Origin of the sequence: Pseudomonas sp. FP603 (assembly GCF_030687415.1) — a bacterium.
In the GTDB taxonomy this organism is placed as follows: domain Bacteria; phylum Pseudomonadota; class Gammaproteobacteria; order Pseudomonadales; family Pseudomonadaceae; genus Aquipseudomonas; species Aquipseudomonas wuhanensis.
The window spans coordinates 6,764,881-6,781,735 of sequence record NZ_CP117431.1; the positions used below are offsets into that span (position 1 = coordinate 6,764,881).

At 57.8% G+C, this 16,855-nt stretch carries 16 protein-coding genes; 10 read left to right on the top strand and 6 right to left on the bottom strand.

Going from position 1 to position 16,855, the window contains the following annotated elements:
• Positions 1-90: 90 nt before the first annotated feature.
• Both PSH65_RS31165 and PSH65_RS31170 read right to left on the bottom strand, forming a co-directional pair.
• A complete protein-coding gene (locus PSH65_RS31165) occupies positions 91-741 on the bottom strand; it encodes an HAD family hydrolase (RefSeq protein WP_305424310.1) in 651 nt (216 codons plus the stop codon).
• A 47-nt stretch (positions 742-788) separates the two neighbouring features.
• Positions 789-1,334 (bottom strand): gamma carbonic anhydrase family protein, encoded by a 546-nt coding sequence (locus PSH65_RS31170; RefSeq protein WP_007940736.1) that lies wholly within the window; start codon positions 1,332-1,334, stop codon positions 789-791.
• Positions 1,335-1,396: 62 nt separating this feature from the next.
• Between PSH65_RS31170 and prlC the strand changes: the two genes are divergently transcribed.
• From prlC to PSH65_RS31185, 3 genes are all read left to right on the top strand, one after another.
• Complete coding sequence (gene prlC, locus PSH65_RS31175) at positions 1,397-3,487, top strand: oligopeptidase A (RefSeq protein WP_305424311.1); 2,091 nt, start codon at positions 1,397-1,399, stop codon at positions 3,485-3,487.
• A complete protein-coding gene (locus PSH65_RS31180; protein ID WP_305424312.1) occupies positions 3,484-3,771 on the top strand; it encodes a YheV family putative zinc ribbon protein in 288 nt (95 codons plus the stop codon). Before prlC ends, PSH65_RS31180 begins: the two co-directional genes overlap by 4 nt.
• Before the next feature lie 113 nt (positions 3,772-3,884).
• A complete protein-coding gene (locus PSH65_RS31185; RefSeq protein WP_305424313.1) occupies positions 3,885-5,918 on the top strand; it encodes a M3 family metallopeptidase in 2,034 nt (677 codons plus the stop codon).
• A gap of 8 nt (positions 5,919-5,926) precedes the next feature.
• Here PSH65_RS31185 and PSH65_RS31190 read toward each other — a convergent pair whose 3' ends face one another.
• Positions 5,927-6,574: a tyrosine-protein phosphatase gene (locus PSH65_RS31190; protein WP_305424314.1), complete on the bottom strand. Its 648-nt coding sequence runs from the start codon at positions 6,572-6,574 to the stop codon at positions 5,927-5,929.
• Between the two features lie 248 nt (positions 6,575-6,822).
• On the bottom strand, positions 6,823-7,125 hold the full coding sequence (locus tag PSH65_RS31195; protein WP_305424315.1) for a hypothetical protein: 303 nt from the start codon (positions 7,123-7,125) through the stop codon (positions 6,823-6,825).
• Between the two features lie 248 nt (positions 7,126-7,373).
• Between PSH65_RS31195 and PSH65_RS31200 the strand changes: the two genes are divergently transcribed.
• From PSH65_RS31200 to PSH65_RS31210, 3 genes are all read left to right on the top strand, one after another.
• Positions 7,374-8,432, top strand: coding sequence for a PA0069 family radical SAM protein (locus PSH65_RS31200; protein WP_305424316.1), 1,059 nt, complete (start codon positions 7,374-7,376; stop codon positions 8,430-8,432).
• A 244-nt stretch (positions 8,433-8,676) separates the two neighbouring features.
• Positions 8,677-9,408, top strand: a complete 732-nt coding sequence (locus PSH65_RS31205) for a carbonic anhydrase (RefSeq protein WP_305424317.1) — start codon at positions 8,677-8,679, stop codon at positions 9,406-9,408.
• Between the two features lie 81 nt (positions 9,409-9,489).
• On the top strand, positions 9,490-11,016 hold the full coding sequence (locus PSH65_RS31210) for a SulP family inorganic anion transporter (protein ID WP_305424318.1): 1,527 nt from the start codon (positions 9,490-9,492) through the stop codon (positions 11,014-11,016).
• Positions 11,017-11,127: 111 nt separating this feature from the next.
• Here PSH65_RS31210 and PSH65_RS31215 read toward each other — a convergent pair whose 3' ends face one another.
• Positions 11,128-11,778: a hypothetical protein gene (locus tag PSH65_RS31215; RefSeq protein WP_305424319.1), complete on the bottom strand. Its 651-nt coding sequence runs from the start codon at positions 11,776-11,778 to the stop codon at positions 11,128-11,130.
• Between the two features lie 371 nt (positions 11,779-12,149).
• Between PSH65_RS31215 and coxB the strand changes: the two genes are divergently transcribed.
• The 4 genes from coxB to PSH65_RS31235 all read left to right on the top strand — a co-directional run bounded on the left by coxB (position 12,150) and on the right by PSH65_RS31235 (position 16,596).
• Complete coding sequence (gene coxB / locus PSH65_RS31220) at positions 12,150-13,277, top strand: cytochrome c oxidase subunit II (RefSeq protein WP_305424320.1); 1,128 nt, start codon at positions 12,150-12,152, stop codon at positions 13,275-13,277.
• 82 nt (positions 13,278-13,359) lie between these two features.
• A complete protein-coding gene (gene ctaD, locus PSH65_RS31225) occupies positions 13,360-14,952 on the top strand; it encodes a cytochrome c oxidase subunit I (RefSeq protein ID WP_074872329.1) in 1,593 nt (530 codons plus the stop codon).
• A 165-nt stretch (positions 14,953-15,117) separates the two neighbouring features.
• Positions 15,118-15,675: a cytochrome c oxidase assembly protein gene (locus tag PSH65_RS31230; protein WP_305424321.1), complete on the top strand. Its 558-nt coding sequence runs from the start codon at positions 15,118-15,120 to the stop codon at positions 15,673-15,675.
• Positions 15,676-15,708: 33 nt separating this feature from the next.
• Positions 15,709-16,596: a cytochrome c oxidase subunit 3 gene (locus PSH65_RS31235; protein WP_305424322.1), complete on the top strand. Its 888-nt coding sequence runs from the start codon at positions 15,709-15,711 to the stop codon at positions 16,594-16,596.
• A gap of 16 nt (positions 16,597-16,612) precedes the next feature.
• On the opposite strand, the gene PSH65_RS31240 is transcribed toward PSH65_RS31235, so the two are convergent.
• Positions 16,613-16,816, bottom strand: a complete 204-nt coding sequence (locus PSH65_RS31240; RefSeq protein ID WP_030129650.1) for a twin transmembrane helix small protein — start codon at positions 16,814-16,816, stop codon at positions 16,613-16,615.
• Positions 16,817-16,855: the final 39 nt, after the last annotated feature.

Genomic DNA, 16,855 nt, shown 5'->3' on the forward strand with positions numbered 1-16,855 from the left:
GCTCGCTCCCACATTAGGTCGGTGTAAGCCAATGTCCTTTGGCCAGACACAAATCCCTGTGGGAGCGGGCTTGCCCGCGAAGGGTTTTGATCAGCGCTGCAAAAATGCCTGATGCAACTCATCCAGCGTCTCGAAATGATACGCCGGAGCTTCGGCGCTCAACTCTTCCCGGCTGCCAAACCCATAACCCACCGCCGCGGCGTCCAGTCCATTGCTGCGAGCGCCGATCAGATCGTGTTTACGGTCGCCAATCATCAGGGTATTGGCCGGGTCCAGGCCTTCTTCGCTCATCAAGTGCGCAATCAGCTCGACCTTGTTGGTCCGCGTGCCATCCAGCTCGCTGCCGTAAATCACTTTGAAATGCTTGGCGAAGTCAAAGTGACGGGCGATTTCCCGGGCGAAAACCCACGGCTTGGAAGTCGCGATGTACAGCTGTCGCCCTTGCCCACCAAGGGTTTCCAGCAGCGGCATGACGCCGTCGAACACGCGGTTTTCATACAGACCGGTGACCTTGAAGCGCTCGCGATAGAAGTTCACCGCTTCCCAGGCCTTGGGCTCGTCGAAGTCATAGAACTGCATGAAAGCCTGCAACAACGGCGGGCCGATGAAGTGCTCGAGCCTGGTCAGGTCCGGTTCATCGATCCCCAGTTTACTCAGGGCGAACTGGATGGAACGGGTGATGCCTTCGCGCGGGTCAGTCAGCGTGCCATCAAGGTCGAACAGTACGGTTTGGTAATGCATGAAAATTCCTGGGCAATAGCGAGACGCTTACCGTATTCAAAGAAGGCTTAGAGCTGGTCGTAGCCTTCGGCCAGATGCAGATCCTTGAGCTTCACGTAATTCGCCGCGCTGTAGGTGAAAAAGGCTTTTTCCTTGTCCGTCAGCGGCCGGATCTGTTTCACCGGGCTCCCGACATAAAGGAAACCGCTTTCCAGGCGCTTGCCCGGTGGCACCAGGCTGCCAGCACCGATGATCACATCGTCCTCGACCACCGCACCGTCCATGACGATGCTGCCCATGCCGATCAGAATCCGGTTGCCCACGGCGCAACCATGAAGCATGACTTTATGCGCGATGGTCACATCGTCGCCGATCAGTAACGGAAAGCCATCGGGGTTGAATGGCCCTGCATGGGTGATGTGCAACACGCAGCCGTCCTGCACGCTGGTGCGCGCACCGATCCGGATGCGATGCATGTCGCCGCGGATCACCGTCAGCGGCCAGACGGAGCTGTCTTCGCCGATTTCGACGTCGCCGATCACCACTGCCGAGCCGTCGACAAAAGCGCCTTTGCCCAGCAGCGGCGTGTAATTCTGATACTTGCGAAGGGTCACGATAGGGTTTCTCTCTGTTGCCGATAGCTGCGGTGAGCGTCGATTGTAATTAAGATGGGCGCATGTTTCTTCCCGCATGTTTTCCAGCCAAGGTGCCAACCGTGAGCGTGAACAACCCTCTTCTGCAGTCCTACGACCTGCCGCCGTTCTCGGCGATCCGTGCCGAACACGTGCAACCGGCCATTGAAAAGATCCTGGCTGACAACCGCGCCGCCATTGTCGAAATCCTCAAGACCCAGGCCAAACAACCGACCTGGGCCGGCTTGGTGCTGGCGATGGACGAACTCAACGATCGTCTGGGCGCCGCCTGGAGCCCGGTCAGCCACCTCAATGCCGTGTGCAACAGCGCCGAGTTGCGCGAAGCCTACGAGGCTTGCCTGCCAGCCTTGAGCGCCTACGCCACCGAACTGGGCCAGAACCGTGAACTGTTTCAGGCCTATGAAGCGCTGACCAACAGCCCTGAGGCCGCCGGTTTCGATGTGGCGCAGAAAACCATCCTGGAACACGCCCTGCGTGACTTCCGTCTGTCGGGTATCGACCTGCCTGAAGCCGAACAAAAACGTTATGCCGACGTGCAGAGCAAACTGTCGGAGCTGGGCAGCCGCTTCTCCAACCAGTTGCTCGACGCCACCCAGGCCTGGACCAAGCACATCACTGACGAAGCGGCCCTCGCCGGCCTGACCGATTCGGCCAAGGCGCAGATGGCCGCCGCCGCGCAAGCCAAAGACCTGGACGGCTGGCTGATCACCCTGGAGTTCCCGAGTTACTACGCGGTAATGACCTATGCCCAAGACCGCGCCCTGCGCGAAGAAGTCTACGCCGCCTATTGCACCCGTGCGTCGGATCAGGGCCCGAATGCCGGTCAGAACGATAACGGCCCGGTCATGGAAGAAATCCTCGACCTGCGTCAGGAACTGGCAAAACTGTTGGGCTTCACCAGCTTCTCAGAGCTGAGCCTGGCGACCAAAATGGCCGAGTCCAGCGATCAGGTACTCAGCTTCCTGCGCGATCTGGCCAAGCGCAGCAAGCCGTTCGCCGTCCGGGATCTGGAGCAACTCAAGGCCTACGCCGCCGAACAGGGTTGCCCGGACCTGCAAAGCTGGGACAGCGGTTTCTACGGTGAAAAACTTCGCGAACAGCGTTATAGCGTCGCCCAGGAAACCCTTCGCGCTTACTTCCCGATCGACAAGGTTTTGGGTGGCCTGTTCAGCATCGTCCAGCGCCTGTACGGCATCGAGATCGCCGAGCTGAAAGGCTTCGATACCTGGCATCCGGACGTCCGCCTGTTCGAAATCAAGGAAAACGGCCAGCACGTCGGTCGCTTCTACTTCGACCTGTATGCCCGCGCCAACAAGCGCGGCGGTGCCTGGATGGACGGCGCCCGCGATCATCGCCGTACGATCAGTGGCGTGCTGCAAAGTCCGGTGGCGAATCTGGTGTGCAACTTCACCCCGGCCGACAGTGGTAAGCCGGCCCTGCTGACCCACGACGAAGTGACCACCCTGTTCCACGAATTCGGTCATGGCCTGCATCACCTGCTGACCCGCGTCGAGCATGCCGGCGTGTCCGGCATCAATGGCGTGGCTTGGGATGCGGTCGAGCTGCCAAGCCAGTTCATGGAAAACTGGTGCTGGGAGCCGGAAGGTCTGGCACTGATTTCCGGTCACTACGAAACCGGCGAACCGCTACCTCAGGATCTGCTGGAGAAAATGCTCGCGGCGAAGAACTTCCAGTCCGGCCTGATGATGGTCCGCCAGCTGGAGTTCTCGCTGTTCGACTTCGAATTGCATGCCACCCACGGTGACGGTCGTAGCGTGCTGCAAGTGCTCGAAGGCGTGCGCGACGAGGTCTCGGTCATGCGTCCGCCGGCCTACAACCGTTTCCCCAACAGCTTCGCTCACATCTTTGCCGGCGGTTATGCGGCGGGTTACTACAGCTATAAGTGGGCTGAAGTATTGTCGGCCGATGCCTTCTCGAAATTCGAAGAAGAGGGTGTGCTCAATGCCGAGACCGGTCGTGCATTCCGTGAAGCAATCCTGGCGCGAGGCGGCTCCCAAGAGCCAATGGTGCTGTTCGTCGACTTCCGTGGCCGTGCGCCATCGATTGACGCACTCTTGCGCCATAGCGGCCTGAGTGAGGATGCGGCAGCATGAGTGAGGGACCTGTGATTACCAAGAAACGCTTTATCGCCGGGGCGGTCTGTCCGGCTTGCAGCGAGCCGGATAAGTTGATGATGTGGAGCGAAGACTCAGTTCCGCATCGCGAGTGCGTGGCCTGCGGTTATTCCGACACGCTGAATGAACAAGGTCTGTCGGTGCCCAAGGAATTGGGCACGCGGGTCAATACCTCGGCACTCAAGGTGCCGGACGCCAAGGTTCAGGCTGTGCAGTTTTTCCCGAACCCGAAGTTGAAGAAAAAGCCTGACGAACAGCACTGACTGAACACCACCTTCCACTTCCAATGGAGTGGAAGGTGGTATCTATCTACCACCTTTGTCCTGCGCTTCCTTTTTAGGCTGACCACATTCAGCCTCCATACAAGGAAGACGCCATGCCCGATATCAATCCACTCCTGCAGCGCTGGGACCTGCCGCCCTATTCGGCCGTTCGCGCCGAGCATCTGGTGCCGGCCATCGAAAAAATCATCAGCGACAACCGTCAGGCCATTTCCGACATCATTGCCAGTCAATCGGCACTTCCGACCTGGGACGACCTGATGCTGGCGGTCGATGAAACCGATGCACGCCTGGACGAAGCCATGGGCATCATCGAAACCCTCTCCATTGTGAAACACGATGGCGACGCCTGGGAAATCGCCAGCGGTACATGTCACGATGCAGTCGCGCAGTACAAAACCGAAAGGTTGAGCAATCAGGCGCTGTTCCAGGCTTATCAGCGTCTTGCGCAAAGTCCGGCCGCCGCGAACTACGATGAGTCTCGCAAAGCGGTGCTGAAAAAGATTCTGCGCAGGTTCCGTTACTCGGGAATCGATCTGCCCCTTGATCAACAGCAGCAACTTACTCGCCTGAATCGTGACATCGCCGCGCTCGAACGCCTGTTTTTAACGCACCTGGAAGATGCCAGCGCAGCCTGGAGCAAGCGCATCAACGACGTCGCCCAACTCAGGGGGCTACCTCTGGCGACCAAAGATCGTCTGGCACTCAATGCACGGCAGGCAGGGCATGAGGGCTGGCTGATAACCCTGGATCAGGACACCTACAACCAAGTCATGGCCTATGCCGAAGATCGCCCCCTGCGTGAAGAGTACTTCGTTGCCTTCAGCACTCGATCCTCCGATCAGGGCCCGCACGCCGGGCAATTCGATAATGGTCCGGTATTGGAATTGTTATTGGCTCAGCGTCATCGCAAAGCCCTGCTGCTAGGGTATGAGAACTTTGCCCAACTGAGCCTGGCGAACCGGATGGCGGAATCAACCGAACAGGTCAGCGATTTCCTGCGTCGACAAGTGGCGCTGAAAACACCGAGTTTCGAAGAGGATGCGCAAGCGCTCAAGGCTTTCGCGGTGGGCCAGGGCATCGCTGAGGTACAGCCTTGGGATCATGAGTTTCTCGCCGAAAAGCTGCGCCAGCAATCCCTCGATACTCCCCTGGAAAGCCTGCGCGATTATTTCCCGCTGGATGGAATCCTGCGCCGAATCTGCCTGTTCAGCGAGCGCATGTTCGGGGTCCGGATCGTTGAGCAGACAGCGTTCAGTCGCTGGCATGACAACGTTCGTCTGTTTGAAGTCAGCGAGCATGAGCAAGTGATCGGGTACATTTACCTTGACCCGTTCCATCGCAAGGAGGCCCCTGACTTTCCGTGGACCGCAACACCACGCAACCGGCGAATGGACGCCGAAGGTCGATTGACCCTGCCAATTGCCGTTATTCATACCAACTTCACTGAAGTTTTGGCTGATCAGCCTTGTTTGCTGACTCATCTGGATCTGCGGGTGCTTTTCCATGAATTTGGTCACTGCCTGCACCATATTCTGACTCGTTCACCGCATTACACCCTCTCAGGCATCTCCCAGCTGGGTCGCGACACGTCGGAGTTTGCCGGACAATTGTTCGAACGCTGGTGCTTTTCACGAACGTTTCTACTGTGGCTGGCGGCCCACTATCAGACGGGGGAAGGCTTGACCGCAGACCAAATCGATAAGGCACTGATATCGATTCAAACCCATAGCAGCTGGCAGACAGCCCGTTTGCTGATGGCTGGCTTGTTTGATTTCCAATTGCACCGCTCCCAAGGTGATGGTCGTAGCGTTCGACAAGTATTCGAAGACGTACAGCAGGAAATCCCTCATCTGAAACTGTCCTCCTACAGCCGACTCGCAAACAGTTTCGATTATATGGTGACCGGTTACGGTGCGTCGGTTTACGCCTACACCTGGTCAGATACGCTCGCTACCGAAGCCTTCAAACGTTTTGAGCGGGATTGGATTTTCAACGTTCGAACAGGTAAAGCTTTTCGTGAAGCTGTTTTTTCACCTGGGGATTCGCGCTCTCTATTGTCATCTCTAGAAACGTTTCTGGAGCGGCCGCTTGCCGAGGATCTTTTCCCGGCAGCCATAGGTAGCTGAGGTAACGGTTATTCAATGTGGGCCGACTTGAGCCAATTCTTCATCGAGCAACTGGCGAATGGGCTCGTGCTGCAATCACCATTGGCCAGCGCCATACGAAGTTTGTCGACATCGGCCTGCATCATGTAACGCACACCGTCCTTGAAATGCGTGCTGTCACCAAAGCCGCCTTGGGTCATTTCATTCAAGGCCTCCTCCTTGCTCCAACCCTGCACGACCACTCGGTACATCGCAGCCATCAGGCCGGTGCGATCAGAACCGTGTTTGCAGTGCATAAGCACAGGACCTTTGGCCTCGGCGGTCTGAATTGTGCGAAGGACTTTGAGCACATCACTGTCATCCACATGATTGGTGCGGTAGGGCAGTTGTATCTGGGTGATTCCGGTCGCGGGCAACCAGGTTGAGTCCGGGTCAGGCAGGAAATTGATGACGGTCGCGACGTTGAGTCTTTCCAGTAACGGCACTACTCCGCTGTCCGGCAATGAACTGCGATAGAGGGTCGGGGACATCTGATAGAGGTTGTACTGAACCTCCACCGGCTGAGCCCAGTCTGCGGGACGGGGTAAAGAAGTATCGTCAGCGCAGGCCAGCGTCAGGTTGAAAAGTGTGGCCAACGATAAAAAGAGCGTCGCAGGTAAAAAGCGCAGTAGGGGCATGCTCAGGCGACCGTGATTGAAGGGGTGGATGGATAGCACCCAGCTTCGACCCAGAGCGGTCAAAGGTCTGTGAGACGCCCGTCAAAGAATCGTGAATCGAACTATCCCGATAACCAGCCACCCTGCACAAACAAGCATCCAAAACAACAAATCAAGATTAAAATAAAAAGCCCTGTGTAGATTTTATTCACACAGGGCTTACTTATTGGCTTATATGAATAACAGCGCAAAGTTATCCGTACCAGGTATCAAGGACTGACGATACTGACGTATGCCTTGGCGAGTGCCAATAACTTGGCCTTGTCATCGGCGTCAACATCACCATCCCCATCGATATCTTTGGAATTGCGTATATCGAAGGATTTACCGCCATCGTACGAAGCTGCAACGATGATAGTGGAGTCGAGTAGCGTTTCTTTTGGCACCGCATTTACATCGTCCCAGCCTGAGTCTTTCAGAGCAAACTGCATGGAGACCAACACCTCATCCGGATCGACCGGAGTTGGACCAAGTTTTTGTAGAAAAATACCACGTTGATTAAAAGACGACATTGTTTAATCCCTTAATGAATATCCATTTATATGATGTGTACAGCGGCTGAAATAATACCGACACCTTTGATGTTAAAGCCACACTGGATATGTATCTCTTAGTTGCCGACATAATCAAATTACTATCAGGTTTTATATAACCTGTTAATGAGGGTGGCCTCTCCCGAAAATTGAAAGGCGCCGAATGGCACTATCCGACTTTATGCCACAGGGGTACTGTATGCCCATACAGCAATCAGGGCCTCCCCATGAATACGCCATTGCCCCCCCGCGGCCGCGGCACCGCTACCAACCCGCACAACCGTTTCGCGCCAAGCCGTTCGGTGGCCGAGGATGACGGCTGGTATCAGGAAGCGCCGATCACCCAAGGCACCGAGGTGCGCATTGAGACGGCAAAAACCATCATCACCCGCAACAACTCGCCGGACCTGCCCTTCGATCGTTCGATCAACCCCTATCGCGGCTGCGAGCATGGCTGCATCTATTGCTACGCACGGCCCAGCCACGCCTATTGGGACCTGTCACCGGGGCTGGATTTCGAAACCAAACTGATCGCCAAGACCAACGCCGCCGATGTGCTGGAAGAACAACTGTCCAAGCGCGGCTATCAATGCGCGCCGATCAACCTGGGCTCCAACACCGACCCTTATCAGCCGATCGAACGTGAACACAGAATCACCCGCAAGACTCTCGAAGTGCTGCTGCGTTACCGCCATCCGGTGACCATCATCACCAAGGGCTCGCTGATTCTTCGCGATCTGGACCTGCTGGCCGAACTCGCCGAGCAAAGGCTGGTGGCGGTGATGATCAGCCTGACCACGCTGGATGATGAACTCAAGCGCATCCTCGAACCGCGCGCCGCGGCACCCAAGGCGCGGCTGCGCGCGATCCGGGTGATGCGCGAAGCCGGGATTCCAGTGGGCGTTTTGTGCTCACCGATGATTCCCATGATCAACGACAGCGAACTCGAAAGCCTGCTGACCGAGGCCCACGCGGCCGGTGCACACAGCGCGGCCTACATGATGTTGCGCCTGCCGTTGGAAGTGGCGCCGCTGTTCGAAGAGTGGCTGGCCGTCCACTATCCTCAGCGTGCAGCTCATGTGTTGAGCCTGATCCGCCAAAGCCGTGGTGGTGAGCTCTACGACAGCCGGTTCGGTGCCAGAATGCGCGGTGAAGGGCCGTTTGCCGACCTGTTGGCGCAACGCTTCGCCAAAACCATCAAGCGTCTGGGGCTCAATAATCGGGAAGGTTTCAATCTGGATTGCGAAGCCTTTTGTCCGCCGGGGCGCCAAATGTCGTTGATTTAAAGACAATTGGCCCTATGGTTGAGTAGTGAAAACGATACGTCGCGTTTAGGCTGGTCACGTTTTCTGTGACCTGGAACACTCGTTCTAGAGCGTTTTATTCAGTTTGAGTTAAGTTTCAACGGCTACCTTGTTCATCGAGTGACTGACGGGTCTGGCTCTTCGACCTGGATGTTTTTTAAACAGCCACTGGCTTCACACCGGACAAAACGGGAAAATTCCCTGACTCCGCCAAAGAGGATGAATCATGAGTGACAAGGATAAACAGCCGTTGGCTGCGTCGGCTCCAGCCCAACCCGAGGCGGAAACCGCCGATGCAGCGCTGCAGCATATCGTTGACGGCTTTTTGCATTTTCATCACGAGATCTTTCCGCAGCAGGAAGAACTCTTCAAAAAACTCGCCACGGCCCAGCGGCCTCGGGCGATGTTCATCGCGTGTGCCGACTCACGCATCGTTCCCGAACTGATTACCCAAAGCGCCCCCGGCGACTTGTTCGTGACCCGCAACGTCGGCAACGTCGTGCCGCCCTATGGGCAAATGAACGGCGGTGTTTCCACGGCCATCGAATACGCGGTACTGGCTCTCGGCGTGCAGCACATCATTATCTGCGGGCACTCTGACTGTGGCGCCATGCGCGCAGTGCTCAACCCGCAGAGCCTGGAAAAGATGCCGACGGTAAAGGCCTGGCTGCGTCATGCAGAAGTGGCGAAAACCATGGTTCAAGACAACTGTCACTGCACTAACGAAAACGAGAGCATGCATATCCTCACCGAGGAGAATGTAATCGCTCAGTTGCAGCACTTGCGCACACACCCGTCGGTGGCCTCGCGCATGGCCAATGGTCAGCTGTTTATCCATGGTTGGGTCTACAACATCGAAACCAGCGAAATCAAAGCTTACGACGCGGATCAGGGTTGTTTCCTGCCGCTCGATGGCAGCCATCCGATTCCGGTGGCGACGCCCAAAGCGCGCTTCTAAATCCTCCGTATGGTTTAGTCGTGGCTGCTGATCCAGCAGCCTGGCTTTGCCATGCCTGAAGAAAACTTCGGGAGAGTCACCATGCGTGCTACTCAATTAAAAGCTGTTCTGCCACGGGAGCTGCTGGCTTCGGTGGTTGTGTTTCTTGTCGCCCTGCCCTTGTGCATGGGCATCGCCATCGCCTCGGGGCTGCCACCGGCCAAAGGTCTGATCACCGGCATCATCGGTGGTCTGGTGGTCGGCTGGCTTGCCGGATCGCCGCTGCAAGTCAGCGGCCCGGCAGCGGGTCTGGCGGTATTGGTGTTCGAACTGGTGCGCCAGCATGGTATCGCCATGCTCGGGCCGATCCTGCTGCTGGCGGGTTTTCTGCAATTGGTGGCCGGGCGCCTGAAACTGGGTTGCTGGTTTCGGGTCACCGCGCCAGCGGTGGTGTACGGCATGCTCGCCGGGATTGGGGTGCTGATCGTGCTGTCACAGGTGCATGTGATGCTTGATGCCGTGCCCAAGCCGTCTGGGCTGGATAATCTGGCAGCCTTCCCCGCTGCCGTGATTCAGGCTTTGCCGTCGTTTGGCTGGCAAGCAGGTTTGCTTGGGCTGTCGACCATTGCCGTGATGTGGCTGTGGGAAAAACTGCGCCCGCATTCCCTGCGTTTCGTTCCTGGAGCATTGCTTGGGGTCGGCTTGGCAACGGTCGCCAGCCTGGTGCTCGCATTGCAGGTCAAACGAGTGGAAGTCCCGGCCAACCTGGCGGAAGCCATCGATTGGCTGCGCCCGGCGGACCTGCTCAACCTGGCAGACCCGACTCTGCTGATCGCCGCTTTCGCCGTGGCCTTTATCGCCAGCGCCGAAACCCTGCTCTCGGCCGCCGCAGTGGACCGCATGCACAGCGGCCAGCGCTCGGACTTCGACCGCGAATTATCGGCGCAAGGTGTGGGTAACATGCTGTGTGGTCTGCTCGGTGCGCTGCCGATGACCGGGGTCATCGTGCGCAGTTCGGCCAACGTCCAGGCCGGCGCCACCACCCGACTGTCAACGGTGTTTCATGGTCTGTGGTTGCTGGCTTTCGTGCTGCTGCTGTCGAGCGTGCTGCAAAGCATTCCGGTGGCGAGTCTGGCAGGGGTTCTGGTTTACACCGGTTTCAAACTGGTAGACCTCAAGGCCTTTCGCGGTCTGGGCCGTTATGGCCGGATGCCGATGTTCACCTATGCGGCGACCGCACTGGCAATCATCTTCACCGACCTGCTGACCGGCGTGCTGATCGGCTTTGGCCTGACACTGGCCAAACTGGCCTGGAAGGCTTCGCGCCTGAAAATCAGCCTGATCGATCTTCCGGCGGACGGTGAAATGGAGCTGCGACTGGTGGGAGCGGCGACTTTCCTCAAGGTACCGGCGCTGACCAAAGTACTGGGGAGTATTCCGGCAGGTGCAACGGTGCATGTACCGCTCAATAACCTGAGCTACATCGATCACTCGTGTCTGGAGTTGCTGGAGGAATGGGGCCGGGCCAATGCGGCGAAGGGCTCGAAGCTGTTAATCGAAGCACGGGGGTTGAAGCGCAGGCTTGAAGGACGGTTGCGTACCACGACTGGAGTAGGCTCAGCCGCTTAAACCACTTGTAGGAGCGAGGCTTGCCCGCGAAGGCGGCGTGTCAGTCGACATCAATGTTGAATGTCAGGCAGCCTTCGCGGGCAAGCCTCGCCCTACAGGGGTTGCTTGGATTTACGCGGCTGGTTGATCCAGCTCCAACTCCACGCCCAATTGGCGCGACAGGCACGGCCAGCGCTTCCACGCGGCGCCGGTGTCCGGGCTGTTGAGTTTCTCGCGGTAGGCCTCTACGGACTCCAGCGCGAAACTTTCATCGTTAAGCATCTCGTCCACAGCGTGATGCACCGCCTCATCCAGTTGGTTGGCAAATTCCTCGCCAATCAATTGGTGGGCAATCAGGTTGGCAACAGTCATGTCCAAGGGGATCAGTGGCTGGCCAAAATGCTTGATGTACAGGTCGTTGACCTCTTCGACCAATCGATGCGCCAGATAAGCTTCGTCCAGCAGGCCGTCCAGACCAACATGACCGGCCATGATCGCCGGCGGCTGGAGGAAGAACTGCTCGGCGATTTTCAACACCGGCTTGATCTGTGATTCGATGCCCGCTTCCCTGGCGACTTCATTGGCTGCATCCAGCAGGTCCGGCACTTGTTCTATATACGCGGCCACAAAACGCGTCATCACGCCATTGGCATCGACATCCGGCAATTGGATGGCGGAGTGAAGGTGCGGCAGTTGGGTTTCCAGCTGACGAGTCAACAGGCCGGTCTGGGCCTCATGTTGTTGGGCTTTTTGGATCTGCTCGCGCAATGCGGCGGTGTTCATGAAAACTCCAGGAAACAAAGGCAATGAAATAGGGAAGACATAACTTAGCTGGCTTACGAAAAAGGCTAAGACGCATTTGTCATAATTATTTCATCCTTGAGACGCCTACGTTATATCGATTTGCCACCACTCGTCTGCATCCTTCTCCATTCGTGACCTGGAACGCAAGTCCAACCTGTTTCGGTTGATTTACGCCATCGCGTTGCGTGGTGGCAGTCGCTGTCTATACTCGGTTCTGAATGGAGTTAGCTGATGACGCCCGACTGCATATGCAGCAAGGCTCGGCGATTCAAGTTCGTAGTCTGAAAAAGCCGCTCCCTTGCCGCAGGTGAAAGCCGGCGGGATAAAAAGAACTATAAGGGGAACCCGCAATGATGCGACATCCACAAGTCTGGATGGGCCTCCTGTTGTGGTCGATTTTCAGTCAGGCGCAAGCGGCCTGGACTGTGAATATGGCGCCTGGAGCGACTGAAATCAGTCACGCAGTATTCGATCTGCACATGACCATTTTCTGGATCTGTGTAGTGATCGGCATCATCGTCTTCGGCGCCATGTTCTGGTCGATGATGGTCCACCGCCGCTCTACCGGGCAGGTGGCCGCAAAATTTCATGAAAGCACCACTGTCGAAATTCTCTGGACCATCGTGCCCCTGCTTATTCTGGTGGCCATGGCGGTCCCTGCAACCGCCACCCTGATCCAGATGTACGACAACACTGAGCCGGATATCGATATCCAGGTCACCGGCTATCAGTGGAAGTGGCATTACAAATACCTGGGTCAGGACGTCGAATTTTTCAGCAACCTGACCACCCCCGCCGATCAGATCCACAACAAGGAAACCAAGGGCGAGCATTACCTCTTGGAGGTCGACAAGCCGTTGGTGCTGCCGATCGGTGCCAAGGTGCGCTTTCTGGTGACCTCCGCCGACGTCATCCACTCCTGGTGGGTGCCGGCCTTCGCGGTCAAGCGCGATGCGATTCCGGGCTTCGTCAATGAGTCCTGGACCCGTGTCGAAAAGCCCGGTATCTACCGTGGCCAGTGCGCCGAGTTGTGCGGCAAGGACCACGGCTTCATGCCGATTGTGGTCGAGGTCAAGGAAAAGGCCGACTACGAAGCCTGGCTGGGCGAGCGCAAGGCGGAAGCCGCGCAGCTCAAAGAGCTGACCAGCAAGGAATGGACCCTCGACGAGCTCAAGGAGCGCGGCGACAAGGTCTATCACACCACCTGCGTGGCCTGTCACCAGGCCGAAGGCCAGGGCCTGCCGCCGATGTTCCCGGCACTCAAGGGCTCGAAAATCGCCACCGGGCCGATCAAGGATCACCTGAACATCGTCTTCCACGGCAAGCCCGGCACCTCCATGGCGGCGTTCGGCAAGCAGCTCTCGGAAGTCGATATCGCAGCGGTCGTGACCTACGAACGTAACGCCTGGGGCAACAACAAAGGCGACATGGTCACCCCTAAAGAAGTGCTGGAGCTGAAACAGGCGGAAAGCAAATGACCTGGTTAATTGCGCACGTAAGGAACCGCTCGGGGCATGACGCCCCGGCCCGCCCAGCCCATCCGTTTGCAGGAGACAGGACATGACTGCTGTCGTCGATGACCATGTTCATACCGGCACCGCCCACGCCCACGGCCCCGCCAAAGGCCTGATGCGTTGGGTGCTGACCACCAACCACAAGGATATCGGCACGCTGTACCTGTGGTTTGCGTTCTCCATGTTCCTGTTGGGCGGCTCGTTCGCCATGGTGATTCGTGCCGAGCTGTTCCAGCCGGGACTGCAAATCGTCCAGCCGGAATTCTTCAACCAGATGACCACCATGCACGGCCTGGTGATGGTGTTCGGTGCAGTGATGCCGGCCTTCGTCGGCCTCGCCAACTGGATGATCCCGTTGATGATCGGCGCGCCGGACATGGCCTTGCCGCGGATGAACAACTTCAGCTTCTGGCTGCTGCCAGCGGCGTTCATCCTGCTGGTATCGACCCTGTTCACCCCCGGTGGCGGGCCGAACTTCGGCTGGACCTTCTATGCACCGCTGTCGACGACCTACGCGCCGGAAAGCGTGACGTTCTTCATCTTCGCCATCCACTTGATGGGGATCAGTTCGATCATGGGGGCGATCAACGTGATCGCGACCATCCTCAACCTGCGCGCCCCCGGCATGACGTTGATGAAAATGCCACTGTTCGTCTGGACCTGGCTGATCACCGCGTTCCTGCTGATCGCGGTGATGCCAGTGCTGGCCGGTTGCGTGACCATGATGCTGATGGACATCCACTTCGGCACCAGTTTCTTCAGTGCCGCCGGTGGCGGAGACCCGGTGTTGTTCCAGCATGTGTTCTGGTTCTTCGGTCACCCCGAGGTGTACATCATGATCCTGCCGGCGTTCGGTGCCGTCAGCTCGATCATTCCGGCCTTTTCGCGCAAGCCATTGTTCGGCTACACCTCGATGGTCTACGCCACGGCGAGTATTGCGTTCCTGTCGTTCATCGTCTGGGCGCACCACATGTTCGTGGTCGGCATTCCGCTGGTGGGCGAGTTGTTCTTCATGTACGCCACGCTGCTGATCGCGGTGCCCACCGGAGTCAAGGTGTTCAACTGGGCCAGCACCATGTGGCAAGGCTCGCTGACCTTCGAGACGCCGATGCTGTTCGCCGTGGCATTCGTCATCCTGTTCTCCATCGGCGGGTTCTCCGGGTTGATGCTGGCCATCGCCCCGGCGGACTTCCAGTACCAGGACACCTACTTCGTGGTCGCGCACTTCCACTACGTGCTGGTGCCGGGGGCGATTTTCGGGATCTTCGCCTCGGCCTACTACTGGCTGCCGAAATGGACCGGCCACATGTACGACGAAACCCTCGGCAAGCTGCATTTCTGGCTGTCATTCATCGGCATGAACCTGGCGTTCTTCCCGATGCACTTCGTGGGCCTGGCGGGCATGCCGCGGCGGATTCCGGACTACAACCTGCAATTCGCCGACTTCAACATGGTGTCGTCGATTGGCGCGTTCATGTTTGGTGCCACGCAGATCTTCTTCCTGTTCATCGTGATCAAGACCATTCGTGGCGGCGAGCCGGCACCGGCCAAGCCGTGGGATGGCGCCGAAGGCCTGGAATGGAGCATTCCGTCGCCAGCGCCGTATCACACCTTCACCACGCCGCCGGAAGTGAAATGAACAGCCTTGCCTCTGTGGGGGCGAGCTTTTGTGGCGAGGGAGCTTGCTCCCGCTCGGCTGCGAAGCAGACGCAAAACTTTTGGGGCCGCTTCGCGACCCAGCGGGAGCAAGCTCCCTCGCCACAAAGGCCTGCTCCTACCGGGTCATGCGTAAAGGTTAGAAATCATGGCTGATTCGATTTCGATGAAGAAACTGGTCACCCGCCTGTTGCTGGTGGTGGTGGCGATGTTTGTTTTCGGCTTTGCCCTGGTGCCGATCTACGACGTGATGTGCCAGGCGTTCGGCATCAACGGCAAAACCTCCGGGCAGTATGAAGGCGAGCAAACGGTCGACGCTTCGCGGCAGGTTCGCGTGCAGTTTCTGTCGACCAACGCGGCCAACATGACCTGGGATTTCTATCCCAAGAGTGATGAGCTGACCGCTCACCCGGGGGCGGTGAACGAGATGATTTTTATCGCCCACAACCCGACCGATCGCCCGATGAGCGCCCAGGCGGTTCCGAGTATCGCGCCCAGCGCAGCCGCGGCGTACTTCCACAAGACCGAATGCTTCTGCTTTACCCAGCAAGTGCTGCAGCCCGGTCAACGAATCGAGATGCCGGTACGGTTCATTGTTGACCGCGACATGCCCAAGGATGTGAAGCACCTGACGCTGTCCTACACGCTGTTCGATATCACCGCACGTCATCCGCCCGTGGCTGTTGCAGCAAGCACCGGCGGCTAGGCGTTAAAGCGTGCCCGATAAGGAGAACAATAAATGGCAACTCACGAACATTATTACGTTCCAGCCCAGAGCAAATGGCCGATTATCGCCACGGTCGGCATGTTCGTCACGGTGTTCGGCCTGGGCACCTGGTTCAATGACCTGAAGGCTGCGCGGCCGGAATCTCATGGCCCGCTGATCTTTTTCGTCGGCAGCCTGCTGCTGGCCTACATGCTGTTCGGCTGGTTCGGTACGGTGATCAAGGAAAGTCGCCAAGGGTTGTACAGCGCACAGATGGACCGCTCGTTCCGCTGGGGCATGAGCTGGTTCATTTTCTCCGAGGTGATGTTCTTCATCGCCTTTTTCGGCGCGCTGTTTTATGTGCGCAACATTGCCGGCCCGGCACTGGGCGGTGAAGGCACCAAAGGCCTCGCTCACATGCTGTGGCCAACGTTTGAATTCACCTGGCCGCTGCTGAACAACCCGGACCCGAAACTCTTTCCTCCCCCCAAGGAAGTCATCAGCCCCTGGGGCCTGCCGCTGCTCAATACCGTGTTGCTGGTGAGTTCCAGTGTCACCGTGACCATTGCTCACCACGCCTTGAAAAAAGGCCATCGCGGCGCACTGAAAATCTGGCTGGCACTGACCGTGTTGCTCGGTTGCGCGTTCCTCGGTTTCCAGGCCGAAGAATACCTGCACGCCTACAACGAGCTGGGCCTGACTCTGGGCTCCGGCATCTACGGTGCAACGTTCTTCATGCTCACCGGTTTCCACGGCGCCCACGTGACCATGGGCACCATCATTCTGTTCGTGATGCTGATGCGGGTCATGCGCGGGCACTTCGATGCCGACCATCAATTCGGCTTCGAGGCGGCGAGCTGGTACTGGCACTTCGTGGACGTGGTGTGGATCGGTCTGTTCGTTTTCGTCTACGTGCTCTGAGCCTTGGTTCGCATGACTACCAAGGCACGTGAGACACCAACTGGCCGCTGAAAAAACCCCAGGCGATCAAGCCGACAGTGGTGGCGGCCAGCGCAACACGAACACTCAAGGCGATGACCAGGCGATTCGAGTGGCTGTCGTCCTTGACCAGAAAAAACAGGCCGCTGAACAGGCTGACAACCGTGGCAATCAGCATCAGGACGATGGCTGCTTTGAGCATGGTGACACTCCGGGGGACAGGCGATGCATTTGAGTATAG

Coding starts and splice junctions, on each gene's coding strand:
- PSH65_RS31165 (WP_305424310.1), bottom strand. CDS start 741: ATGCATTACCAAACCGTACTGTTCGACCTTGATGGCACGCTGACTGAC.
- prlC (WP_305424311.1), top strand. CDS start 1,397: ATGTTTCTTCCCGCATGTTTTCCAGCCAAGGTGCCAACCGTGAGCGTG.
- PSH65_RS31180 (WP_305424312.1), top strand. CDS start 3,484: ATGAGTGAGGGACCTGTGATTACCAAGAAACGCTTTATCGCCGGGGCG.
- PSH65_RS31185 (WP_305424313.1), top strand. CDS start 3,885: ATGCCCGATATCAATCCACTCCTGCAGCGCTGGGACCTGCCGCCCTAT.
- PSH65_RS31190 (WP_305424314.1), bottom strand. CDS start 6,574: ATGCCCCTACTGCGCTTTTTACCTGCGACGCTCTTTTTATCGTTGGCC.
- PSH65_RS31195 (WP_305424315.1), bottom strand. CDS start 7,125: ATGTCGTCTTTTAATCAACGTGGTATTTTTCTACAAAAACTTGGTCCA.
- PSH65_RS31200 (WP_305424316.1), top strand. CDS start 7,374: ATGAATACGCCATTGCCCCCCCGCGGCCGCGGCACCGCTACCAACCCG.
- PSH65_RS31205 (WP_305424317.1), top strand. CDS start 8,677: ATGAGTGACAAGGATAAACAGCCGTTGGCTGCGTCGGCTCCAGCCCAA.
- PSH65_RS31210 (WP_305424318.1), top strand. CDS start 9,490: ATGCGTGCTACTCAATTAAAAGCTGTTCTGCCACGGGAGCTGCTGGCT.
- PSH65_RS31215 (WP_305424319.1), bottom strand. CDS start 11,778: ATGAACACCGCCGCATTGCGCGAGCAGATCCAAAAAGCCCAACAACAT.
- coxB (WP_305424320.1), top strand. CDS start 12,150: ATGATGCGACATCCACAAGTCTGGATGGGCCTCCTGTTGTGGTCGATT.
- ctaD (WP_074872329.1), top strand. CDS start 13,360: ATGACTGCTGTCGTCGATGACCATGTTCATACCGGCACCGCCCACGCC.
- PSH65_RS31230 (WP_305424321.1), top strand. CDS start 15,118: ATGGCTGATTCGATTTCGATGAAGAAACTGGTCACCCGCCTGTTGCTG.
- PSH65_RS31235 (WP_305424322.1), top strand. CDS start 15,709: ATGGCAACTCACGAACATTATTACGTTCCAGCCCAGAGCAAATGGCCG.
- PSH65_RS31240 (WP_030129650.1), bottom strand. CDS start 16,816: ATGCTCAAAGCAGCCATCGTCCTGATGCTGATTGCCACGGTTGTCAGC.